Origin of the sequence: Nocardia jejuensis NBRC 103114, from assembly GCF_001613145.1 — a bacterium.
GTDB classification, from domain to species: domain Bacteria; phylum Actinomycetota; class Actinomycetes; order Mycobacteriales; family Mycobacteriaceae; genus Nocardia; species Nocardia jejuensis.
In genome coordinates, this window is sequence record NZ_BDBU01000023.1 from 202,528 (window position 1) to 227,748 (window position 25,221).

Here is a 25,221-nt window from a genome sequence, read left to right on the forward strand (position 1 = left end):
ATCCCCCTCAGACCCAGTTCTCGATCCAGTACTTCCAGATGATCGGCGCGTAGCCCTCCAGCGGCGGAACCTTGATATCGGTCCCCACCAGCGCCGCGGCGGTGTGCCTGCAATCGAAGTGGCATCCGAATTCGCTGTGCTCGATGACGTCCATGGGCACGCCGACCTGACGCAGCGCCCAGCCCATTCCGGGTACGCGCATGGTCAGGTCCAGGGTCTGCTTGGGCATGACCTCGACCAGGTGGGGTGCGCCCGCCTCGTCGGCGAAGAGGTTGAACACCTCGGCCACGCTCTGCTGCCGTGGATCGACCAGGTGGAAGGTGCCGCCGTCAGCGCCGTCCCGGTGCGCGATGTGGTCCAGCGACCGCGCCACGAAATCGACCGGCACCATATTGGTTTCACCGAGTTCGGGAGCCACCACCGGCAGTATGCGCGGCAGTTGCGCGGCCATCTTCAGCAGCCGGAAGAAGTAGTAGGGCCCGCCGATCCGGTCGATCTCCCCGGTGCGCGAGTCCCCGATGACGATGGACGGCCGGTAGATCCGCCACGGCACCGCGCTCTGTTCGCGCACCGCCTGCTCACCCTTCAGCATGGCGCGCTGATACGGCGAGGACAGCAACTGCCCGACGTCGAACATCTCCTCGGTGAACATGCCCTCCCAGGACCCGGCCACCTGCGCGGTCGAAACATGGTGCAGCCGTCCCGCTTCCAGCGCCTCGGCGAGTTCGAGGACGCGACGGGTGCCGCCGCCGGGCGCGACGGCGTCGTAACCGGCGGCGAGATGGAAGACGTGGTCGATCGAACCGCGATGGGCCGCAATCCAGTCCGAGGAGATGCCCAGCCCGGGCGCGCTGAGATCGCCGCGGACCGGCCGGATCCGGCTGCCCGCGTCCCAGGCGCGTGTGCACCGGTTGTAGCGCAGCACGGAGTCCTCGCCGGGACGCACCAGCACATGGATGTCCGCGCCGCGTTTCAGGAGTTCGGGAACCAGAAATCGACCGATGAACCCAGTCGCCCCGGTTACCAGGTAAGCCATGCGCACACCTTAACGTGACGCGCGACACACCTTGTCCGCGGCTCCGCAAAGGTCCCAAACCTGGCACGTCGGGCGCACTTTCGCGGGCCGCGGACGACGCTGTGAACCCCGTGCCACGGCCGCACCGTGAGACACCCGCCGAACGACGAGGGGCGGCACCCGAATCCGGGTACCGCCCCTGTCGCAGTCGATGCCGCCTGCCCTCAGCGACCCGTCTCGGCCGCGCGCCGATAGCCGCGCACGGCGGGGTACGCGAAGACGACGATCATGCCGACCGTCCACGCGACCGTCTTGAGCAGCGGGGTGAGGATCGGCCCGTCGTAGGCCAGCCCGCGCATGGCGTCGATGGCGGTACTCATGGGCTGGTTCTCCACGGTGGTCTGCAACCAGCGCGGGTACGCGAAGACCGGGACGAATCCGGAATTGAAGAACATCAGCAGGTTGGTGATGATGCTGACGATGTGCACCAGCATGACGCCCTCGGACAGGGTCGCCAACGCGGTCACCAGCACCGCGAAGCCGATGCCGAACAGCACCGGGATCAGGATCACCGCGAGGGAGGCCCCGGGCCCGAACCAGAATCGGAACCCGATGGCGATGCCGACGCCGATCACGATCAGCGTGGTGAGGAAGACGCGAATGGCCTCGGCCATCAGTCGTCCGGTGAGCCCGGCGGCCCGGTGGATCGGCATCGTATGGAATCTGCCGAGGAGTCCGGTGGCCTTCTCACCCTTGAATCCGAGTGCGCTGACGATGGAACCGCTCATCGCAGCCACCAGTGTCACCATCGGCACGGTGCCGTAGATGGAGGGTTCCCCGGTGGCCAGGGTGATCGAATCACCCAGCACCACACGGAACATGAGCAGGGTGGCGGCCGGGTACAGCACCGTCTGCACGGTGGTGGAGGGGTCGCGCGCCCAGCCCAGCAGCAGTCGCTTGCACTGGATGGCGCTCTGCTGCGCCCAGACGGTGAGCGCTCGTTCCGAGCGCGGCTTCACCGCGGGCAGCGGCTCGTGCCCGGCCCAGGATTCGGCTTTCACGAGTTCGGTGGTCGAATCCACGTCGATGACGGAACTGCTCATGATCGCCTCACACTCGCCCAGATCGCCAGCGGCGTGAAGATCACCGCGGTGCCGACCAGCCATACCAGCGGCACCCAGAACACATCCCAGGTGACGCCGCCCGCCGCCATGTCGCGCAGCGCGAAGGACAGCTGCGAGATCGGCTGATTGCGCACGAAGGGCCGAATCCACATGGGGAAGCCCGATTCCGGCACGAAGCCGCAGGACAGCATGCCGAAGATCAGCGTCGGCAGCGTCAGGGCCTGGCTCAGCGCCTCCGGACTCTTGGTCATCGATCCCATCCAGTCGCCCGCGATGGCGAGCGCGGTGCCGACCGCGAGCGCGAACGCGCAGAACTGCGCGGCCTGCCCGACGCCGCTGAATCGGAAGCCGATCATGTAGCCCCAGCCGATGGCCGCGGCGAGCGCGACGACCGAGCGGACCAGGCCCGCGCTGATCCGCGAGGCGAACGGCACGATCGAGCCGATCGGCATGGTCTGCATGCGCATGTTCAGACCGGTGAGCGCCTCGAACGCGGCCAGCTGCGCGTTCGACATCATGGTGAACGACATGGTCTGCAGCACGATGATCGGCATGACGAACTGCGCGTAGTCGATACCGCGGAACTGCATGACGTACTTGAGCGGCAGGTAGAAGCCGAGCGTGAACACCAGCGGCGTGATCACCGCGACGACGAGTTCGCCCTTGGTGGCCATGGTCCGCACGATGCGGGCGGTCAGCGCCCACCACTGCCGGAAGCTGTTCGGCTTGGATTCCGGGAGTCCGGCGAACAGGTCGGTGGATCGCTCGAGGGCGGGCGCGCTCACGGTTGCCCCCCGGCATGTCCGGTGAGCGAGAGGAACACATCGTCCAGCGAGGGCCGGCGCAACCCGATGTCGGCGAGCTTGATCCCGGCGCTGTCGAGCCGCCGCAGCGCCTCGGACAGGGTGCCCGCCCCGTCCGGCGCCGCGATGGAGAGCCGGTCCGCGCCCGCGAGTTCCGCGCGCAGCGACTGCGGCACCAGATCGCCGAGCGCATCCGCGGCGGCCTGGACCTGGGTCGGATCCAGCGGCACGACCTCGCAGTAGCTGCCGCCGGTCTTCTCCTTGAGGGCGTCCGCGGTGCCCTCGGCGATGACGGTGCCCTTGTCGATCACGATGATGTTGTCGCTGAGCACGTCGGCCTCTTCGAGGTACTGCGTGGTCAGCAGGATGGTGATGCCCTGGTTCTTGAGCGCGGTGACCAGCTCCCACACGCCCTGGCGGCTGCGCGGGTCGAGGCCGGTGGTGGGCTCGTCGAGGAACACCACCTCGGGGCGCACGACGAGACCGCAGGCGATGTCGACGCGGCGGCGCATGCCGCCGGAGTAGTTGCGCACCGCGCGGCGACCGGCGCTGGTGAGGTCGAACTCCTCGAGCAGGGTGTCCGCGCGGTGGCGGGCGTCCTTGCGGCCCAGGCCCATGAGGCGGCCGAACAGTTCGAGGTTCTCGCGGCCGGACAGGTTCTCGTCCAGGGCGGCGTACTGACCGGTCATCATGACCGAGCGCCGGACCGCGGCCGGGTCCTTGCGCACATCGTGTCCCGCGACCCGGGCGATGCCGGAGTCGGGGCGCAGCAGTGTGGACAGGATCTTGACCGTGGTGGTCTTGCCGGCGCCGTTGGGGCCGAGGATGCCGAGGACCTGTCCGCGCTCGGCGGTGAAGCTGACACCTCGCAGCGCTTCCACGTCGCCGAACGACTTTCGGACGTCTTCGACGTATACAGCCGGTTCGCCGCCGGTCACGGGCGCAGCGACGCTGCTCGTATCGGGCGTGTCGACCACGTGCGAATCCGGTTTGTCCAAGCTGGGCATCAACTCTCCACTATCGGCTGGGCGGGCAATACAGTTCGCCCCATGTCGGCGGGTCCCCACATCCCTTCCGGGATGATCCACTCCGCCTGGCGTGATGTTACCGGCGCGACAGATTCGAGGTCTTTGCTTCGTCAAAGCAGTTATGGCCCGCTGTGTGCTTGGTCACAAACCGGCGAGTTCCTGAATAGCCGCTGATCCAGGCACAGACCGGCTGGTCTGCGGTGATTTCGCTACCTTGTCGCATCTGCGCCCCGAACCATAGTCTGACGTGACGGGGGAGAGCGTTTCATGGGCCACGAGAGGGTAATCATGGCCGAGTCGGCGCAGCCGCGAGCTGCCGGAGAAGAACCGCCGCGAGCGGCGCGCACCGGGGCGGGGCGACCCAAGGTTCTGACGTCCTACGATCCCCGCACCGGGGAGGTCGTCGGCGATTTCGCCATCATGGGCGCGAGCGAGCTGACGCGCACCGTGCGTTCCGCGCGCACCGCCGAACAATGGTGGGGCACAATGGGATTCGACAGCCGCAAGCGCTGGATGCTGGATTGGAAGCGCATCATCGCGCGCGGCACCCGGGAACTGGTGGAGTTGGTCAGCAGTGAGACCGGCAAACCGCGCATGGACGCCGCCATCGAGGTGACCCTGGCGGTGGAACAGCTGGATTGGGCTGCGCGTCATGCCGAAAGAACATTGAGCCGATCGGGCGGACTGGCCGGCAGGTTCCGGCGTCACCGGTCCGGAACGGTCGGACACCTGCCGCTGGGCGTGGTCGGCGTGCTCGGGCCCTGGCACAATCCCGTTCTCACACCGATGAATTCGATCGCCAACGCCATGGCCGCGGGCAATGTCGTGGTGTTCAAACCGAGCGAGATGACCCCGGGCGTCGGTGCGTGGCTGGCCGACTCCTGGAGCCGGGTGGCCCCGAATCAGCCTGTGCTGCAAGTCGTTACCGGCGACAGCACGACCGCGGCCGCACTGTGCCGGACCCGTCTGGACACGATCGCGTACGCGGGCTCGCCCGCCGGGGCGCGCGAGGTGCGGGCCCTGTGCGCGCAGACCGCCACTCCCCTGCTGCTCGAGCCCGGCGGGCGCGGCTCCATGATCGTGCAGGTGGACGCGCGGCTGGACACCGCCGCGGCCGCCGCGGTGTACGGGGCCATGGCCAATGCCGGACAGCAGCCGACCGGCGTGCACACCGTCTACGTGGCGGACTCGGTGTACGAGCCGTTCCTGGAACTGGTAGCCGATCAGGCTCGGCGCTTGCGACCGGGCGGCGATCGCCGCGCCTCCTACGGCCCGATGACCGTCGAGACACAGATCGAGGTGGTCCGCCGCCAGGTGCGCGACGCCATCACGCGCGGCGGACGGCCGGTGGTCGGCAGCCTGGAATCGGTGCGCGAGCCGTACATCGAGCCCATCGTGCTGACCGAGGTGCCCCAGGTGAGCGTCGCGGTCACCGGTGATGCCGTCGGGCCGGTGCTGATCGTGAACCGGGTGGCCACCATGGACGAGGCCGTCGAGCACGTGAACGCCGCCGAAAGACCTTTGCCCGTCTCGATTTTCACGCGCGACGTGCGCAACGTGCCGGAATTCGCGCAGCGGCTGCGCACGAATCTGGTCACGGTGAACGCGACCCCGGTCTACGGCGTCAACGGCCCCGGCCGCATTCGCGATCCGCAGTCACTGCGCGCATTCGCCCGGCCCCTGACCATCGCCGAACAGCGCCGCCGCGACCCGGTCCTCGGCACGTTCGACAGCAGCCCCCGCCGCCTGCGAATGGCTCGCGCTCTGTTCCGCATGCGGCACCGGGTGTGACCGAGACCGGCCTCGGATTCAGTCCTGTGCCGCGACCGCGTCCGGGCCGAGCAGGACCGCGCTCATGAGCGCGCTGACCCGGGCCAGCGTGGCGGCGCGGGTGTCGAAGCGCAGGCGGCGGCCCACGTCGACGACCTGGCCGATGGCCGCGTGCACCCGGAAGCGGGCCTCGACCTGATCGCCCTCGAGCAGGTTGGCCCACTCCAGCACGTTCTGACGCTGGATGGAGCGCAGCCGATGCTGTTCGGAGGCAGGCAGATTCGAGAACTCGGCGAAGTAGACGGGCAGGATCTCCGGCATGGTGAAGGTCATGCGGGCGAAGCGGTCGGCGATCCGCACGGCCGCGTCGGAGCGGCTGGTCGCCTCGGACAGCGCCTCGGCGTTGGCGATCGCCACCCGTTCACCGGTGCGGTGGAACGCGGCGGCGAGCAGGTCGGCCTTGCTGCTGAAATAGCGGTACACGCTCGAGGCGTTGATCCCCGCGGCCGCGCCGATCTCCTCGATGCTGGCCTCGTGGTACCCCTGCCGCCCGAAGATGCGAATGGCCTCGGTGAGCAACTGCTCGCGCTTGGAGATGACCGGCAGCCCGCGCACGACCGGATCACCGGGGGCCGGGGCCGGGACCGGCGGCAGCTCGGAGCGCAGCAGGTCCCAGCTGATGTCGTTGATCAGGTTCGCCAGTCGCGTGGTGGACAGGGCGGTGCGGTGCGCGGTGATGCTGCCGATGGCGCTCAGCACGGCGGCGGCGCGCAACTGCACATCGGCCGGGTCGGCATCCGGGTACAGCTCGGCGATCGGTGCGGCGACGGTTTCGTGCAGTTCGGTGTAGACGACGCGAATCCGGGCGCGGTCCTCGGGCTCGAGATAGCGGCGTTCCCAGCGGTACAGCCCGCCTTCGCGGCGGACGTCGATGGTGTATTCGGCGATGCCCCGGATCAGCGCGGTGAGTCGCGATTCCGGTTCGAGGTCCGGATTGTCCGAGCTCTGGGCGGCGTCCAGCAATTGCTGCGCGCCCATCTCCGCGGCGGCCACCAGCAGCGCGTACTTGTTGGTGAAGTGCCGGTACAGCGCGGGGCCGGAGATGCCGACCTCGGCCGCGATCTCGTCCACACCGACCGGGTGGTATCCCCGCTCGGCGAACGCGCGAGCCGCGACACGCACGATTTGCGCTTTGCGATTCTTGGGCCGACGTCGCGGACCCGCGTCGCCCTCGGGCCGGGCGGGCGAGGTGCGGGCGGGCGTGGCCGCGCTCTGCGCGACAGGGCCCCCGGCCTGCGCGGCAGTGCTCTCGACGTGCACGGACGTGCTCCGAGGCCGCGCGGAAGCGAGTCCCGCCTCGCTGCGATCGGCGACCATGCACTTTCTCCTTCTCCGTGACACCGGCGGTTGACAGTGCCGGGCGAGCAGACCTAAGTTAACCACAATTCGCACAGTTGAACACATCGCGCGGGTTGTTTGCCGCACACGGAGCAGGAGCACTCATGACCGACACTGCGACGACCCCGGGCTACTCCGCCGTTCTGGACGGGCGTGTCCTGCGCCTCACCATCACGAACCCCAAGCGCAAGAATGCCCTCGATTACGACACCATGGTCGGCCTCGGGGAAACCGTGCTGGCCGCCCACACCGATCCCGCGATCCGGGTGATCGTGCTGACCGGCGAGGGCGGCGATTTCTGCACCGGCGCGGATCTGTCCGCGACCGCCGCGGAGAACGCCCGCGGCATCACCCCCGATATGACGATGGTCGCGGCCAACCGCCTGATCAAGGCGATCGTGGAGGCACCGTTCCCGGTCATCGCCCGGGTGCGCGGCGCGGCCGCCGGCATCGGCGTCGCCTTCGCGCTGGCCGCCGATCTGACCTATGCCTCCGAGGACGCCTATCTCCTGCTGGCCTTCATCAATATCGGCCTGATGCCCGACGGCGGCGCGGCGGCCATGGTCGCGGCGGCCGCGGGTCGCCCGCTGGCGGCGGAGATGGCATTGCTGGGCGGTCGCCTGCCGATGGCGGACGCGGTGACGCGCGGGCTGATCGCCGGTGTCCACTCCGACAGTGAACTCGACGAGAAGGTCGAAGCCGCCGCCGCGAAGCTCGCCCACGGCCCCCGCCGCGCCCTCGAACTCACCAAGCGCGCCCTCAACAACGCCACCCTGGCCGCCCTGGACGCCGCCTTGGCCGCCGAACGCGTCGGCCAGGTGGAACTGCTGGGATCCCCCGATTTCGCCGAGGGCGCGGCCGCCATGCTCGGCAAGCGCAAGGCAGTGTTCGCCGAATAGCCTCGGGCGCACCGCGATACGCGTCTGCCCCGTTCCGCGCGGGGAACGGGGCAGACGTGAGTAGCCGCGAGCTGAGTCTCGACGGCTACTTGCCGGTGACGGTCAAATAGATGAGTGCCACGTTCAGCGCCGAGATGATCGCGGCGACCAGCCAGGCCAGCGCGGTGGTGATCCGCCGGTTGACGTCGTCGCCCATGAGCACGCGGTCCGCGGTGAAGCGGACCAGCGGGATGAGCGCGAACGGAATGCCGAAGGACAGCACCACCTGCGAGATGATGAGCGCCCGAGTGGGATCGATGCCGACCCCGAGCACGATCAGCGCGGGAATGAGCGTGATCACGCGGCGCACGACGAGTGGGACATGCCGGTGCAGCAGGCCCTGCATGATCATGGCTCCGGCGTACGCGCCGACCGAGGTGGACGCCAGGCCCGAGGCCAGCAGGCCGACCGCCAGCAGCAGACCCGCGACCGGTCCGAGCGTGTCCCGCACTGCGGCATGGGCACTTTCGAGCGAATCGACATCGTCCCGGCCGCGCAGCGTGCTGGCCGCCATGAGCAGCATGGCGAGGTTCACGGTGCCCGCCAGCAGCATGGCGATGCCGACGTCGTAGCGCGTGATGCGCAGCAGGCGTTTGCGTTCCGGCCCGGCCTCGGGCTGACCGTGCCGGTCCCTCGAGAGTGCCGAGTGCAGGTACACCGCGTGCGGCATGACTGTCGCGCCGATCATGGCGGCGGCCAGCAGCACGCTCTCGGTGCCGTCGAAACGGGGGGCGAGTCCGCCGAGGGTGCCCGATGCCGAAGGCGGTGAAATGAACACCGAGGCAAGGAATCCGATGGCGATGACCGCCAGCATTCCGATGATGATGCGCTCGAACGGCTGCTGCCCGCGGCGGTTCTGCACCATCAGCAGACCCAGCGACACGATGCCGGTGATCACGCCGCCGAGCAGCAGCGGCAGCCCGAACAGCAGGTTCAGCGCGATCGCGCCGCCGACGACCTCGGCGAGATCGGTGGCCATGGCGACGGTTTCGGCCTGGGCCCAGTAGGCCAGGCGCACGGGCCGGCTGGCCTTGTCCCGCACCGCTTCCGGCAGCGACTGGCCGGTGACGAGTCCGAGCTTCGCGGACAGGAACTGGACCAGGCCGGCCATGACGTTCGCCATGACGATGACCCACACCAGCAGGTAGCCGAACTGCGCGCCGGCACTGATATTGGACGCGACATTGCCCGGATCGACGTACGCGATGGCGGCGACGAAGGCGGGGCCGAGCAGGACCGAGGCCGACCTCGCTCGCTGAAACGTGGTGCGGGGTTCATCAGCCAGGGTGCTCACAACAATAGTTTACGGCTAACCGAACTTTTTGTTGAGTGCTACCCGGAAAAAGAGAAGGGCAGGCTGATCCCCAGGTGACAGTGATGGCCCCCGGCGTACTGCGCCGGGGGCCATCACTCGGTAAAGGTGCGGGTAGCGAACCCGCGGTCAGCGGGTCACAGACCCAGACCACGCTCCAGCACCGGCCACGAGGTCTTGAACTCGTCGTTCCAGTAGCCCCACGAGTGGGTGCCGGTCGGGCGGAAGTTGTAGGTGGCCGGGATGTTCAGCTCGTTCAGCTTGTTCTGCAGGTTGTGGGTGCAGACATTGGTGCCGGCCTCGATGACGCCGCCGATGATCAGCTGGTTGGCCAGGCCGTACGCGCCGGGCAGGGCGTACTGGCCGTTGAGGGTGTCGTACTGGCCGGGCAGGCCGCTGCCGGAGGAGATGTACAGCTCGGTGCCGCGCAGCTTGTCCGCGTTCAGAACCGGATCGTTGGCGGCCCAGGCCGGGGAGTCCTCGGGGCCGTGCATGTTCTCCATCTTGCCGCCGCCCCAGGTCTCGACGGTGAGGCGCATGAACTCGCGGCCCATCGGATCGGCGAACTGCGCGCAGCCGCTGTAGGCGGCCGCGGCCTTGTACAGACCGGGCTTGGCCTCGGGCAGCGACAGCACGGTGGTACCGGAGGTGGAGATGCCCGCGATGGCGTTGACGCCGTTGGTGCCGAGCGCGCCGTCGATCAGCGGCGGGAGTTCCTCGGTGAAGAACGTCTGCCACTTGTTGCGGCCGAGCACGTCGTCGTCCTGCTGCCAGTCCTGGTAGTAGGACCACTTACCGCCGATGGGCTGCACGACATTCAGGTTCTTGTCGCCGAGGAAGCCGTTGACGATATCGGTCTTCTTGACCCAGGAGGCGTCGTCCTGTCCGCCGCCCGCGCCGTTGAGCAGGTACAGCACCGGCCGCGGCGCGGAGGCGTCGGCGGGACGCTGCACATCGACGGGGTAGGTGGCGTCCATGGCCGCGGAGTAGACGTACAGCCGGATGTTCCGGCCGTCCTTCATCTCGGCCTTGGTGATCTTCGACCCGTCGGGTGCGACCGGATCCGCGAGCAGCTTCTTGCTGTCGATGATCGGGTCGGCGGAGGCGGTGGTGCCGCTGACGCCGGCCACCAGACCGGTGAGCACCGCGGTGGCGGCGAGGAACGCCGCTGCCCGTGCACCGCGCCTACGACCTGCGACCCCGTTCCGGACATGTCGACGAATCAATGTTTCGCACCTTCATCTCGTGTCGATTTGCTGGTCAGCACTCCGCTGCCGGGTTCTCCGGGCAGTAGCTGATTCCTCGACAGACCATACGGCTTATCGCACCGGTGTGACAGCCGTCAATATTACGGAGTGGTCGCGCGACCGTGTTCGGCGAGTCCGCTCAATGCCAGCACCCACCCTTCCACGAGTCGCTTCACCTGCTCCAGATCCAATACCACACCGGCGAAGTCGAAGCGCGCCACCAATCCGTCCTGACTGGTGTCGACCGTGACGTCGAGGTAGAGATCGTCCGCGACAGGTTCCGGATACACCCGGGCGGGTCGCAGATCGCGATACCGGAAGCCGATGCGGCCGGCGGGCAGCGCGGCGATATCGGCGACGGTGGCCGGGTTCAGGTGCCGCAGCAGCCCGAAACCCACACCGTGTGAGGGCACTTCGCGATAGGCGTCGCGAATCTGCTCGATCACCGACCCGGCCGCCGGACCGCCCTGGCGGACCTCGGCGAAGTCCACCCCGTCCAGTTTCAGCGCGAACGGATGCGAGGTGCTGAACGCGCCCACGGTGCGCTGTCCGGCCGGATCACCGGCCACCCGGCCGTCGGCGATCAACCGCACCACCGAACCGGTTGTCCGGCGCGCCAATTCACCGCCGTCGTCCAGCAGCGAGACCGCGAGCGCGGCGAGCAGCACCTCGTCGATGGTCGCGTGATAGCGCCGAGCCGCCGCGTCCACCGCGGCCGCGCCCTCACCGGTGATGGACACCGAGACCCGGCCCCGCCCGGTGGGACGCCCGTCCACGGGCACCTCCTCCGGGGAGATGCCCGGCGTCGCGGAGGCCAATGCCCGGCGCCACCACTCCAATTCGCCGACCGTTCGCGGCTCGGCCGCCAGGTCCGCGAGATCGCGGGCGATGCCGACCGGATGCGCGTCCGCACTGGGCGGCGTCGCGTGTCCACCGGACCAGGAGGCACTCAGATCCTCGATGATCGTGCGCCACGAGGTGTCGTCCACGACCAGGCCGTTGGCGACCACGACCAGGATGGCCGCGGGCTGATCCTGCGGATCGATCTCCGGATCGATATCCACGTTCTCCAGCAGCACGAACCGGATGTGATGCCCCTTCTCGGGGTTCAATTCCGCCGCGGCGGCATGGATCACGGCCTCGATGGGGTCCCCGACCGCCTCGACCGACGGATCCAGCTGCCACACCACGGCCGCACCGCGCGGCTGCTGACCGGGAATGTCCAGCAGCACCGACTCGCCGTTGCGCCGCAGCCGCGCCCAGAGGGCGGGATGCCGGTCGAGCAGCGTGGCGACCGAGCGACGCACCCGGGTTCCGGAGATCCCGGCCGCGATGTCGAGGGTGATCGCCCGGACCCACAGGCCCGACGGCTCGATCTCCAGCAGTCCGACCGCACCGGCGGGCAGCGGCGAGACATCGCCCACGGTGCTCAGGCGCGAGCCCCTGGGTGCGGGTTCGTCCTGCGCGGAGTCTGCCGGGGCAGCGCTCTCACCGGAGTCACGATCCTCTCGCGGGACCGGTGTCGAATCCGGCACGGCGGCACCGTAGTCCGCGGAGTCGTGCCGATCGGCAGCCGAATCCCGCTCCCCCACTCCGAGATTCGCCGTGGCGGCGCCGAACACGTCGGCCGCCGGGCTGTAGTCGCTCGTGCGGTCCCGTCGCGAGGCGGGCCCGGCCACCGGGTCCTCGTCCGAACTGTCGTCGAACTCGGCGTCATCCGAGTCGTACTCGTCGCGGAGGCCGAATTCCTCGGACGCCGCGCGCCCGTCCGGTGTTCCGGATTCATCCACAGGTGTACCGGGGTGTTCGTCGGCGGCCGCGTGCTCGGAGTCATCCGCGGCGCCGCCGCCACCGTCATGGCTCGAGGCCTCGCCGCTCTCCACGGGACCGGAGGCCCGCAGCTTCACCCCCGGCGGCGGGCTGTCCATCGAGATGATGGGAAGCACGGCGGTGGTCGCCCAATCGACGGAATCGGTCTCGCCCGAGGCGGACGATGGATCCGGTCCGGTGAGTTTCGCGGTCCGCTCCTTCGCGGCGGAAGCGGCTCCGTCATCGGAGATCCGCTCGTCCGCGCGGGAGGCACCCTGACCGGCGTCGAGAGTCTCGCCAGCTCCGAAAGCACTGTCTCCCAGCGAGAATGCCTTGTCGTGCGCCGAGGAGTCAGCGCCCGAGGCCGGATACGCCGTGTCCCGGGCAGGTACCGACTGCCCCGCGTACCCAGTGCTCGGCAGGGAATCGCCGGTGTCCGGATCGGCCGGGTGGTCCAGCTCCCATTCGGCCCGGTCCAGCAGTTCGGCCAGCTTCGGACCGATCACGGCGAAACCGTCGGGTCCGGTCAGCGCCGGATGCTCGACCGCCACCTCGACCACGTCGATCGTCTCGGTGGTGAAGGGCCGCCAGTCCGCGACCGACCGCTGCTCACCGTCGACGGTGGCCTTGAAGAAGTGGACGGGACCGTCGAAGACGTCCGGCCGGTACTCGAATCCGAGCCGGGCCGAATGCAGTGCGCCCCGGTAGATCCGCCGCAGCCGATCCATGGTGAGCACCGCGAGCTCCGGCGGGATGGCGGCGTGCAGGGCCGCGAGCGCCTCGTCGCCGAGGTCCCGCATATCGGCCGGAAGCAGATCCGGGGAGACGCCCAGCTGCGAGAACTCCTCGCGCAGTGAGGACTGGAAGTCGGCGAAGTCCAGGCTCGGGTAGGCGTCGAGAATGCCGAGCAGATCGACCTCGTCGCCGTCGTCCTGCAGTTCGGTGGCGATGGCGTGGGCCACCACACCGCCGAGCGAGAAGCCGATCACCCGGTAGGGGCCCTCCGGCTGCACCTTGCGCATCTCGTCGACGTAGCGGCGCGCCACCTCGGTGAGCGTGGCGGGTGCGTAGTGGTCCTCGGTGAGGGCCGGTGACTGCAGGCCGATGATCGGCTGCTCGGCGGGCAGGAAACCCGCCAATCCGGCGAAGCTCCACGCCATTCCGCCCAGCGGCGGTGCGCAGAACAGCGGCCGGCGCGAGCCCTGATCGCGAATCGGCAGCAGCACCTGCAACGCGGCTTCGGAACCGGAGTCGTAGTCGTGCTGGTTCTCCAGCGCCGCGACCAGCTGCCGGCTGATGCCCTCGACGGTCGGGTAGGTGAAGAACCAGGCGACCATGACCGGTGCGCCGGTGCGGGCGCGCAGGCGGGTGACCATCTGGGTGGCGAGCAGCGAATTGCCGCCGAGCGCGAAGAAATCGTCGTCGAGACCGACCCGGTCCACGCCGAGCACCTCGGCGAAGGCGTCGGCGACCGACTTCTCCAGACGAGTGGACGGCGCGCGGTATTCGCGTTGTGCCAGTACCGGTTCCGGCAGCGCCTTGCGATCGAGCTTGCCGACCGGGGTCAGCGGCACCTCGTCGAGCACCGTGATCGAGGACGGCACCATATGCGGCGGCAGGATGCGCGCGGCGTAGGCGGTCAGCGCCTCGGACTCGATCTCCCGGCCCGGGATGCGCCGCACGTAGGAGACCAGAGCCGTTGTCCCCGAGGGCGTCTTGTGCCCGAGGGTGATGGCGAAGTCGATGTCCTCGTGCGCGGCGAGCACGGTGTCGATCTCGCCGAGTTCGATGCGGAAGCCGCGGATCTTGACCTGGAAGTCGGTGCGGCCGACGTAGTCCAGCTCCCACTCGACCTCGGACGCGGCGTGATTGCCCGCGCGCAACCCCGGTTCGGCGTACCAGCGCACGACGTCGCCGGTGCGGTACATCCGCGCACCGGGTTCGCCGAAGGGATTGGCCACGAAGCGATCCGAGGTGAGTCCCGGCCGGTTGCGGTAGCCGCGCGCCAGCGCGCCGCCCGCAAGGTACAGCTCGCCCGCGACGCCCGGCGGCACCGGGTTCATCCGGGCGTCCAGCACCAGTGCCGACATGCCGCTGACCGGCTTGCCGATGGTGATGTGCCGGCCCGGGACCAGTTGCGCGAAGGTCGAGATGATCGTGGTCTCGGTCGGCCCGTACGCATTGTGATACGAGCGGCCGGGCTGCCATTTGGCGACCAGTTCCGGCGTGCTGACGTCACCGCCGATGGACACCGACTCCAGTTGCTCGAGGCCCTCGGTGTCGATGGTGCCCAGCACGGCCGGGGTGAAGATGGCGTGCGTGACCTCCTCGGCGCGCAGGAACTCGTTGAGCTCCGGGCCGCCCAGGATCTCGGACGGGACGATGACGAGGGTCGCGCCGATGTAGAAGGCGATCACCCACTCCAGCACCGACGGATCGAAGCTCGGCGAGCAGATGTGCAGCATTCGGTTCTCGGGACCGAGCTGGTACAGACCGATGGCGTAATCCGCGAGCCCGCCCACGCCGGAGTGAGTGACGGTGACGCCCTTGGGCATTCCGGTGGAGCCGGAGGTGTAGATGACGTACGCCGGGTGGTGCAGGAGCAGCGGGGAGAGGCGATCGGCATCGGTGACCGGGGCCGCGGAACGGCCCGAGATCTGCCTGTCGGTGCTCGCGTCGTCGAGCACCAGCCATTCCACGTCGTCGGGCAGGTCCCCGACGTACGCCGATCCGGTGATGCCGATGACCGCGCCGGAGTCGTTCACCATGTGCCGCACCCGATCCGCCGGGTACTTCGGGTCGATCGGCACGTGCGCGCCGCCGGCCTTGGCCACGGCCAGGACCGCCGCGACCATCTCGAACGATCGCGGGAAGGCAACGGCCACCAGCTGTTCGGGTCCGACGCCACGTTCGATCAGCACCCGCGCCAGCTGCGAGGAGTAGTCGTCGAGTTCGCCGTAGCCGATGGAGTGACCCCGGTAGCGGACCGCGACGCGATCACGGCCGAGCCCGACGCCGACGGTGAGCAGATCAGGCAGCAGCATGCCGGTGACCATGACGTCGTCACCCTGCACCCGGGTGAGCAGATCGTGCTCACCGGTGTCCAGCAGTGACAGGTCACCGACGGGAAGCTGTGGCCGCGCGGCGATCTCGCCCAGCAGGCGCACGAATCGCTGTGCGAAGACCTCGACGGTGGCGTCGTCGAACAGGTCGCGCGCGAAGGTGAAGATCGCGCTCATGCCGTGGTCGCCGGCTTCCCGGATGGCCAGGGACAGATCGAATTGCGAGGTCTCGATCTCGAAATCGACTGCCGCGACCCGCAATCCGGGCAGCTCGAACGCCGCGTCCGGGAGGTTCTGGAAGGCCAGCATGACCTGGAACAGCGGATTGCGCGCGGTGGAGCGCTCCGGGTTGAGCACCTCGACCAGGCGCTCGAACGGAATGTCCGCGTGCGCGAACGCCTTCAGGTCCGCGTCCTTGGCCTCGGCCAGCAACTCGGCGAAGCTCGACTGGCCGTCGACCTTCGTGCGCAACACCAGCGTGTTGACGAACATGCCGATCACGTCGTCGACTTCGGATTCGCCACGACCCGCGATCGGGGTGCCGATGGCGATATCGGCCGAACCCGACAGGCGCGCCAGGAATACCGCGAGGGCCGCGTGCACGACCATGAACATTGTCGCGTTCTGCTCCCGCGCGATACGACGCAGTCCGCCTTGCAGTTCCGCGTCGATCGAGAACTCGACCGTACCGCCGCGCAGCGACTGGGTGATCGGGCGCGGGCGGTCCGCGGGCAGGTTCAGCTCATCCGGCAGATCCGCCAGCGCGGTGCGCCAGTAGTCGGTCTGCGCGGCGATCAGGCTGGCCGGATCGTCCTCGGCGCCGAGCACCTCGCGCTGCCAGATCGAGTAGTCCGCGTACTGCACCGGCAGCGGCGCCCAGCCCGGCTCCGAACCCGACGCGTGTGCGGCGTAGGCGATCATGACGTCGCGGGTCAGCGGGCCCATGGACCAGCCGTCCGCGCTGATGTGGTGCGCCACGAACACCAGGACGTGCTCGTCGCTGCCCTCGACCCGGAACAGGCTGGCGCGCAACGGCACTTCGCCGGTCACGTCGAACCCGGTCGAGACCAGCTCGGTGATCCGATCGCGGATCTCCCCCGCGGTCACCGTGATCGGGGTCAGATCCGGCACCGCCTGCGCGGCGGTCACGATCACCTGGGTGGCCGCGCCCTCGACCTGCGGATAGACCGTGCGCAGCGTCTCGTGGCGGGCGACAACGTCGGCCACCGCGCGCTGCAGCGCGCTCACGTCCAGCTCGCCGGTGAGGCGGACCGCGACGGGCACGTTGTAGGCCGCGGAGGTGGTGTCGAACTGGTTGAGGAACCACATGCGCTGCTGCGCGAGCGACAGCGGGATCGCGGCCGGGCGCGGCTTCGCGACGAGCGGCGTCCGATCACCCTGTCCGGCATGCTGTTCCACCTTGGCGGCGAGGCCGGTGACGGTGGAGGACTCGAACAGCGCGCGCACCGGGACCCGGGCGTCCAGGGCCTTGCCGATGCGAGCGGCCACCTGGGTGGCCAGCAGCGAGTTGCCGCCCAGGGCGAAGAAGTCGTCGTCCGCGCCGACGCGTTCCGCGCCGAGCACGTCACCGAACACGCCGGCGACGATCTCCTCGATCGGAGTGGACGGGGCGCGGAAGGCGGTCGCCTCGAATTCCGGTTCCGGCAGCGCCTTTCGGTCCAGCTTGCCGTTCACGTTCAGCGGCAGCGCGGCGAGCGTCACGAACGCCGCGGGCACCATGTACGACGGCAGCACCGCCGAGAGCGCCGACTTCACCTGCGGCACATCGATATCCGCACCGGTGGGCACCAGATAGGCAACCAGCCGGTCGCCGGTCCGCGGATCGGCCTTGGCCAGGACCGCGACCTGCGCGATCTGCGGCAGCGCCAGCAGCGCGGCCTCGATCTCGCCGAGTTCGATGCGGAAGCCGCGGATCTTCACCTGGAAGTCGGTGCGGCCCCGGTACTCCAGCTCCCCGGAGTGGTTCCAGGCCACCAGATCACCGGTGCGGTACATGCGCTCACCGGCGCCGAACGGGTCGGCCACGAAACGGTCGGCGGTCAGATCGGCGCGGCCGAAGTAGCCGCGGGCGAGCTGCGCACCGGCCAGGTAGAGCTCACCGGAGACCCCGGCGGGCACCGGATGCAGGCGAGCGTCGAGCACATAGACCCGGCTGTTCCACTCGGGCGCGCCGATCGGCACCGAGACCTTGTCCGCGTCGGTCACGCGGTGGCTGGTGATGGACACCGCCGCCTCGGTCGGGCCGTACAGGTTGAACAGCGACACCTGCGGGTAGGTCGCGCGCAGGCGCTGGGCCAGCGCGCCCGGCAGGGCCTCGCCGATGGCGAGCACCCGGCGCAGGATCGCCAGTCCGGGCGTCGAATCCGGCCCGGCCGCACGGGCATCGGCCAGCAGCGCGTCGAGCATGGACGGCACCACGTGCAGGGTGGTGACTCGCTCGCGGGACATGAGTTCGTTCAGGTAGGCCGGATCGCGGTGCCCGTCCGGGGTCGCGATCACCAGGCGGCCGCCCGCGACCGCGGCGGACCAGAATTCCCACACCGACAGGTCGAACGTGGCCGCGGTCTTGAGCAGCACCGCATCGTGGGGACCGAGCCCGAATTCCTCGGTCTTCCAGCGCAACTGGTTCACGATGGCCGCGTGCGGCAGCGCCACGCCCTTGGGGCGGCCGGTGGAACCGGAGGTGAAGATGACGTAGGCGGTGTTCGAACCCCGCAGTGGCGCAACACGTTCACGGTCCGACACCGGTGCGGAGTCGACACGGTTGAGGTCCAGCTCGTCGATGCGCACCAGCGGCGCGATATCGGTGGCGAAGCCCGCGTCGGCATCGGTGAGCACGCAGACCGGAGTCACCGAATCGAGGATGTAGTCGGTGCGTTCGGCGGCCTGATCGGGATCGACCGGCACGTACGCGCCACCGGCGACCGATACCGCGTACATGGCCACGACCAGGTCCACCGAGCGCCGCAGCGCCAGCGCGACCCGAGTCTCGGGGCCTACGCCCAGCGAGATCAGGTGCCGGGCAAGACGATTGACCCGTCGGCTCAGCTCGGCGTAGCGGACCACTTCGCGCGCCGGGCCGATCAGGGCCACCGCGGTCGGGTCGGCCGCGACCGTGGCATCGAGCAGCGAGGCCAGCGTCGCCGCCGGATCGATCTCCTGGGTGGTCGCGTTGCGCACCGCCAGCAGATCGGAGCGGTCCACCGGATCGAGCAGCTCGATATCGCCCACGGGCAGTGTCGCGTCCGCGACCACCGCGTCCAGCACCCGACCCAGCAGGCGAACGAATCCGGTGACGGTCTCGGCGTCGAAAAGGTCGGTGGCGTAGGTGAGGAAGCCGCCGATGCCCGAGGGCACCCCGGCCTCGTCGTACCCGTCGGACACGATCAGGTGCAGATCGAACTGGGACACTTCGAGTTCGGTGTCCACGCCCGCGACCTTGAGGCCCGGCAGCTGCAACTCCGAGCGCGCCATGTTCTGGAACGACAGCCCGGCCTGGAACAGCGGATGGTGCGCGGTCGTGCGCGGCGGGCTCAGCGCCTCCACCAGACGCTCGAACGGAATGTCCGCGTGCGAGAACGCCTGCAGGTCTGTTTCACGCTGGCGCGCAAGCAGATCGGTGAAGGCCGCGCCGCCGTCGATCCGCGATCGGAACACCACGGTATTGACGAACATGCCGATCAGATCGTCGAGCTCGCGTTCACCACGACCGGCGACCGGCGTGCCGATCGCGATATCGCCCGAGCCGGACAAGCGCGCCAGCAGCACCGCGAACGCGGTGTGCACGACCATGAACATGGTCGCGCCGTGCTCGCGCGCCAGCTTCACCAGTCCCGCATGGGTGTCGGCGCCGAACTCCACGTTCACCCGGGCGCCTGCCAGCGAGGCCACCGCCGGACGCGGGCGATCGGTCGGCAACTCCAGCAGATCGGGCAGTTCGGCGAGCTGTTCGCGCCAGTACGCGATCTGCTGCGCGGCAACCGATTCCGGATCGGCCTCGTCGCCCAGTACCGCGCGCTGCCACAGCGCGTAGTCCGCGTACTGCACCGTCAGCGGAGCCCAGCCGGGCTCCGCGCCGGCGGTGCGCGCGGCATAGGCGGTCATGATGTCGCGCACCAGCGGCCCCATGGAGGAGGCATCGGCGGCGATGTGATGCGCGACCACGGCGAGCACGTATTCGCGCATCGACCCGGGCGCGAGATCGTCGATCTCCAACAGGCGCACCCGGATCGGGACGTCCCGGGTCACGTCGAACGGCGTCATCGCCAGCGCGAACACCGCGCCCGGCACGTCCGCGGCGGCGATAGCGGTGGGCTCGAGGCGCATCGCCGAGTCCGCGCCCGCGGGCAGGATCACCTGCACCGCACCGTCCGCGGTCTCGGGGTACACGGTGCGCAGCACCTCGTGCCGGGTCACCACATCGTCCAGGGCCTGCCCGAGGGCGACCCAGTCCAGGCTGCCGGTCAGGCGCAGCGCGAAAGGCAGGTTGTAGGCGGCGGATCCGGCGCTCGCGGTGTCGTCCCCGCTGTCCTCGAAGCGGTTCAGGAACCACATGCGCTGCTGCGCCAGCGAGAGCGGCAGCTGCTCGGGCCGCTCGATCCCGCCGAGTTCGAACCCGCGGTCCTGACGGATTCGCGATTCGACGGCGGCGGCGAGGGCGGCCACGGTGGGCGTCTCGAACAGTGCGCGCACCGGCACCCGGTCCCCCACCGCGGCGCCGATGCGGGCCACCACCTGGGTGGCGACCAGCGAGTTGCCGCCGAGGGCGAAGAAGTCGTCGTCCGCGCCGACCCGGCCGACGCCGAGCACCTCGGCGTAGACCCCGGCCACGATCTCCTCGACCGGCGTTGCCGGAGCGCGGAATTCACGCCCCGAGAAGGTCGGTGCGGGCAGCGCCTTGCGATCCAGCTTGCCGCTGGTGTTGAGCGGGAAGGCGTCGAGGGTGAGGACCGCCGCCGGAATCATGTACGCGGGCAACGTGTCCGCGAGCCCCGTGCGCAGCTCGTCGGTGTCGATCTCACCGCCGGGAGCGGGAACCACGTACGCGACCAGCTGATCACCGAGTTCGGACGGCATGACCAGCGCGGCCGCCGCGGTGACCGAAGGCTGTGCCAGCAGCGCGGTCTCGATCTCACCGAGCTCGATGCGCTGACCACGGAACTTCACCTGGAAGTCGGTACGACCGATGTAATCCAGACGGTGTGGCCGATCGCCTTCACCCGCGCGCCACAGCACCAGGTCACCGGTGCGATACATGCGCGCACCCTTGCCGAAGGGATTGGCCACGAAGCGATCCGAGGTCAGATCCGGTCGGCGCACGTAGCCGCGCGCCAGTTGATCGCCCGCCAGATACAGCTCACCCGCGACACCGGCCGGGACCGGCCGCAGCCGCGCATCCAGCACGTACACCTCGGTGTTCCACTGCGGCAACCCGATCGGCACCGTCGGGCGCTCGTCGCCCCGCGCCTGCCAGTAGGTGACCGACACCGCCGCCTCGGTCGGGCCGTACAGGTTGTGCACACGCGCATCGGACACCGCGGCGAACGCGGCCACCGTCTCCGGCGGCAGCGCCTCACCGATCACGAACACCTCACGCAGCGTCGGCATCGACCCCGGCGCGGTGTGCGCGGCGAACACGCTCAGCATCGACGGCACGAAGTCCGTGACCGTGACACCATGGCGCGCAATCGCTTCCGCGACGTACTGCGGGTCGCGATGTCCGTCGTGCGTGGCCACGACCAGCGTCGCGCCCGTGCGCAGCGGCATGAAATAGCCCCACAGCGACACATCGAACGTGGTGGCCGTCTTCTGCAGGTACACGTCCCCCGGACCCATCGGATACTCCTCGAGCATCCAGGTGGTCTGGTTGTGGATCGCCGCGTGCGACACCGCGACGCCCTTGGGGCGGCCGGTGGAGCCCGAGGTGAAGATGACGTACGCCGGATGTTCCGGCAGCACAGCGCCGATCAGCTCCGCCGAGGACAGCGGCGCGGCATGGAACATGTCCAGATCGATGACGTCCAGGTACACGATGGAGGTGTCATCGGGCACCGCGACCTTGTCGGCGATGGTGGTCAGGACGCACGCGGGGCGCGCGGTGTCCAGGATGTGCGCGATGCGCTCGGCCGGATGATCGGGATCCAGCGGCACGTACGCACCGCCCGCCGCGATCACCGCGTACATGCCGATCACCAGCTCCGGCGACCGCCGAATAGCCAGTCCCACCAGCGATTCCGGCCCGACGCCGTACCCGACCAGCAGCCGGGCCAGCTTGTTCACCTTCGCGTCGAATTCGCGGTAGGTCAGCTCGGTGCCCTCGTAGTGGATCGCCACCGCGTCCGGGTGCCGCGCCACCGCGCGCCGGTAATCGTCCAGCAGCAGCGCGGGCGCGATCGGATGCCGGGTGTCGTTCCAGCCGTGCAGAATCCGCGCGCGCTCCTCGCGCTCGAGCAGATCGATATCCCCGAGCGCCGCTCGAGGATCCGCCGTCACCGCACCCAGCAGTCGCACGAACCGCTCCGCGAACCGCGCCACACTCGGCTCGTCGAAAAGATCGGTGGCATAGGTGAACATCGCCGTCATACCGTCGGCGACGCCGTCCCGCTCCCGGGGCACCACCGACAATTGCAGATCGAACTTCGCCACCGCCCCGTCGAATTCGACGGCCTCGGCCGAGAGCCCCGGCAATTCCAGCCGCGGGGTCTCGATGTTGTGGAAGAACAACGCCACCTGGAACAGCGGATGATGCGCCTGGGACCGGATCGGGTCCAGCACCTCCACGAGCCGCTCGAACGGCAGCTCGGCGTGCGAGAACGCCGCCAGATCCGTCTCTTTCGCGTTCTCCAGCAGCTCGGCGAAGGACGCGCCGGCATCGACCCGGGTGCGCAGCACCAGGGTGTTGACGAACATGCCGATGAGATCGTCGAGTTCGCGCTCACCGCGGCCCGCGACGGGTGTGCCGATGACCACGTCGTCGGTGCCGGACAGGCGTGCCAGCAGCGCGGCCAGGGCGCCGTGCACGACCATGAACGGCGATGCGCCGCTGGAATGCGCCAGCTCGGTGAGTCCGCGGTGCAGGTCGGCGCCGATCTCGAACGAGTACACCGCGCCCCGCCCCGACGCGATCGACGGTCGCGGACGGTCCGCGGGCAGGTCGATCCGGTCCGGGATCCCGGTCAAAGTGGTGCGCCAGTAGTCGATCTGGCCGGCGGCGAGCGATTCGGAATCCTGCTCGTCGCCCAGCAGCGCGCGCTGCCACAGGGTGTAGTCGGCGTACTGCACCGGCAGCGGCGCCCAGGCCGGGCTCTCTCCACCGCGGCGAGCGAAGAAGGCCGCCAGCAGATCTCGCATGAACGGCCCGACGGAGGCGCCGTCCGCGGCGATGTGGTGCACGACCACGGCGATCACATGATCGTCGAGACCGATCTCGGCGAGCTCGATGCGCAGCGGCACCCGGCTCGACACGTCGAAGCCCTGCACCGCCAGGCCGGTCAGCCACTCGGCGATCCGCGCGGGCTCGACCACCTGCGTGTCGAGCGCCGGAATCGCCTGTTCCGCAGGCAGAATCACCTGATAGCCGGTGCCGTCCACGGCCGGGTACACGGTGCGCAGGGTCTCGTGCCGTTCGACCAGATCGCCGATCGCGGCCCGCAGCGCGGGGATGTCCAGCGCGCCGGTGAGCCGGATCGCGAAGGGAATGTTGTTGGCGGCCGAGGCGCTGTCGAACTGGCTCAGGAACCACATGCGCTGCTGGGCCAGGGACAGCGGAATGTGCTCGGGGCGTGGCTGTGCCGTGAGCGGCGGGCGACCGCCCGCGCCGACGAGCGGCTCCAACTGCGCGGCCAGTCCGGCCACGGTCGAGGTGGTGAAGATGACGCGGGCCGGTACCCGCGCGGAGATCTCCGCGCCCAGTCGTGCGGCGACGCGGGTGGCGATCAGCGAGTTGCCGCCGAGCTCGAAGAAGTCGTCGTCCGCGCCGATCGGGTCGGCGGGGTCAAGCAGGTCGGCGAAGACCGCCGCCACCATTTCCTCGAGCCTGCCCGACGGCGCGCGGAACTCCTTGGTGCGCAACTGCGGTGCGGGCAGGGCGCGGCGATCCAGTTTGCCGACCGGGGTCAGTGGGATGGCATCCAGCACCATGATGGTGGTGGGCACCATGTGCGCGGGCAGGCTCTGCTCCGCGAAGCCGGTCAGCTCATCCACATCCACGGTGGCGCCCGCGGCGGCGTGCACGTAGGCGGCGAGAATCGTCGCGCCGGTATCGAGTGTGTGCCCGACGGTGACGGCGAAGTCCACGCTGTCGTGCGAGCCCAGCACCGCGTCGATCTCACCGAGCTCGATCCGGAAGCCACGGATCTTGACCTGGAAATCGTTGCGGCCCATGTACTCGACGTCGCCGGTGGGAGTGCGGCGCACCAGGTCTCCGGTGCGGTAGAGGCGCGCACCGCCGGGGTCGTGGGGGTTGGCCACGAATCGCACGGCGGTGAGGCTCGGCCGCGCGTGGTATCCCCGAGCCACCTGCGCGCCGGAGATGTACAGCTCGCCCACCACGCCGTCGACGACCTGCGCGAGCCGGTCGTCGAGGATGAACTCGGTGATGCCGCGCACCGGCGGCCCGATGGTGACGATCTCGCCCGGAATCAGCGGGGCGCTGATATTGGTCATGATCGTGGTCTCGGTGGGCCCGTACCCGTTGTAGAACTCCCGGGTGCCCGCACCGGCGATGGGGAGTACCCAGCGCCGCACCAGATCCGGCGGGCAGGCTTCACCACCGGCGACCACCACGCGCAGATCATCGAGCCCGGCCGGATCCACCGAGGCGAGCGCGGCGGGGGTGATGAAGGCATGCGTCACGCGTTCGCGGCGTAGCAGTGCGGCGAGTTCGTCACCGCCGAGAACGTCCGGCGAAGCGACGACGAGCGTGCCCGCGCCACCCAGGGCCAGCAGCAACTCCAGCACCGACGCGTCGAACGACGGAGACGCGAAATGCAGGGCGCGCGAATCGGTTCCGGTCCGGTAGCGCTCGCGCTGCTCGTCACAGAAGCCGGACAGACCGGCCTGGGTGACCACCACGCCCTTGGGCAGACCGGTGGAACCGGAGGTGTAGATGACATAGGCCGGATGCTCCGCGCGCAGCGGACGCACCCGATCGGTGGAGGTGATGGCCTCGTCCGGATAGGCGGCGGCCTCGCGGACGAACTCGTCGCCGTCGATCGCCAGCCACTCGACCTCGTCGGCGAGGTCCTCGAGGACCGCGGTGACGGTCAGCCCGAGCACCGCGCGCGAGTCGGTGACCATGTGGGCGACCCGATCGGCCGGATAGTTCGGATCGACCGGCACATATCCCGCACCGGTCTTGGCGATGGCCCAGACCGCGACGACCGAATCGAGCGACCGAGGGATGCCGACGGCGACCAGATGCTCCGGCCCGATCCCCCGATCGATGAGCAGCCGGGCGATGCGGGTCGACCGCTCGTCGAGTTCGGCGTAGGCCAGGGTGCCGAGGGTCGAGGAGGCGTCGGCGTAGGCGATGGCGATCCCGCGCGGATTGGCCTCCACGGCCGAGGCCATGAGTTGCGGCAACGTCGTCACCCGCGGGCGGCGGGTGCGAGTCGGGCGCCGGCGTACCGATTCGGTCATGCCTGCTCTCCTCGGCGGGTCGTCTTCCACTGCTCCCCAGCCGCCCGAACCATGA

The 25,221-nt window shown here is 69.4% G+C and carries 10 protein-coding genes; 2 read left to right on the forward strand and 8 right to left on the reverse strand.

Translation table 11 applies throughout. The annotated features are described in order from the left end of the window. Window positions 1-7: 7 nt before the first annotated feature. The 4 genes from NJ1_RS18840 to NJ1_RS18855 form a co-directional block, all read right to left on the reverse strand. Window positions 8-1,036, reverse strand: coding sequence for an SDR family oxidoreductase (locus tag NJ1_RS18840; protein WP_084478480.1), 1,029 nt, complete (start codon window positions 1,034-1,036; stop codon window positions 8-10). A 203-nt stretch (window positions 1,037-1,239) separates the two neighbouring features. Further along, entirely contained in the window at window positions 1,240-2,118 is an 879-nt protein-coding gene (locus NJ1_RS18845; RefSeq protein WP_067695921.1) for an ABC transporter permease, read from the reverse strand. Next, window positions 2,115-2,924, reverse strand: a complete 810-nt coding sequence (locus tag NJ1_RS18850; RefSeq protein ID WP_067695923.1) for an ABC transporter permease — start codon at window positions 2,922-2,924, stop codon at window positions 2,115-2,117. The genes NJ1_RS18845 and NJ1_RS18850 overlap by 4 nt, the downstream gene beginning before the upstream one ends. After that, the gene (locus NJ1_RS18855) at window positions 2,921-3,949 is read right to left on the reverse strand and encodes an ATP-binding cassette domain-containing protein (RefSeq protein ID WP_084478481.1); all 1,029 of its coding nucleotides are present in this window, start codon (window positions 3,947-3,949) and stop codon (window positions 2,921-2,923) included. Before NJ1_RS18855 ends, NJ1_RS18850 begins: the two co-directional genes overlap by 4 nt. Before the next feature lie 288 nt (window positions 3,950-4,237). Here NJ1_RS18855 and NJ1_RS18860 point away from each other — a divergent pair, with 288 nt between their 5' ends. Further along, the gene (locus NJ1_RS18860; protein WP_245717456.1) at window positions 4,238-5,761 is read left to right on the forward strand and encodes an aldehyde dehydrogenase family protein; all 1,524 of its coding nucleotides are present in this window, start codon (window positions 4,238-4,240) and stop codon (window positions 5,759-5,761) included. An 18-nt stretch (window positions 5,762-5,779) separates the two neighbouring features. Here NJ1_RS18860 and NJ1_RS18865 read toward each other — a convergent pair whose 3' ends face one another. Then, window positions 5,780-7,117, reverse strand: a complete 1,338-nt coding sequence (locus NJ1_RS18865; RefSeq protein ID WP_084478482.1) for a TetR/AcrR family transcriptional regulator — start codon at window positions 7,115-7,117, stop codon at window positions 5,780-5,782. 125 nt (window positions 7,118-7,242) lie between these two features. On the opposite strand from NJ1_RS18865, the gene NJ1_RS18870 reads away from it, so the two are divergent. Continuing rightward, the gene (locus NJ1_RS18870) at window positions 7,243-8,037 is read left to right on the forward strand and encodes an enoyl-CoA hydratase-related protein (protein WP_067695929.1); all 795 of its coding nucleotides are present in this window, start codon (window positions 7,243-7,245) and stop codon (window positions 8,035-8,037) included. 85 nt (window positions 8,038-8,122) lie between these two features. Here the strand turns inward: NJ1_RS18870 and NJ1_RS18875 are convergent, their stop codons facing one another. The 3 genes from NJ1_RS18875 to NJ1_RS18885 form a co-directional block, all read right to left on the reverse strand. Beyond that, window positions 8,123-9,370, reverse strand: coding sequence for an Nramp family divalent metal transporter (locus tag NJ1_RS18875; RefSeq protein WP_422615761.1), 1,248 nt, complete (start codon window positions 9,368-9,370; stop codon window positions 8,123-8,125). Between the two features lie 155 nt (window positions 9,371-9,525). Next, window positions 9,526-10,533, reverse strand: coding sequence for an alpha/beta hydrolase (locus NJ1_RS18880; RefSeq protein ID WP_422615762.1), 1,008 nt, complete (start codon window positions 10,531-10,533; stop codon window positions 9,526-9,528). Between the two features lie 203 nt (window positions 10,534-10,736). Next, the gene (locus NJ1_RS18885; protein WP_084478483.1) at window positions 10,737-25,166 is read right to left on the reverse strand and encodes a non-ribosomal peptide synthetase; all 14,430 of its coding nucleotides are present in this window, start codon (window positions 25,164-25,166) and stop codon (window positions 10,737-10,739) included. Window positions 25,167-25,221: the final 55 nt, after the last annotated feature.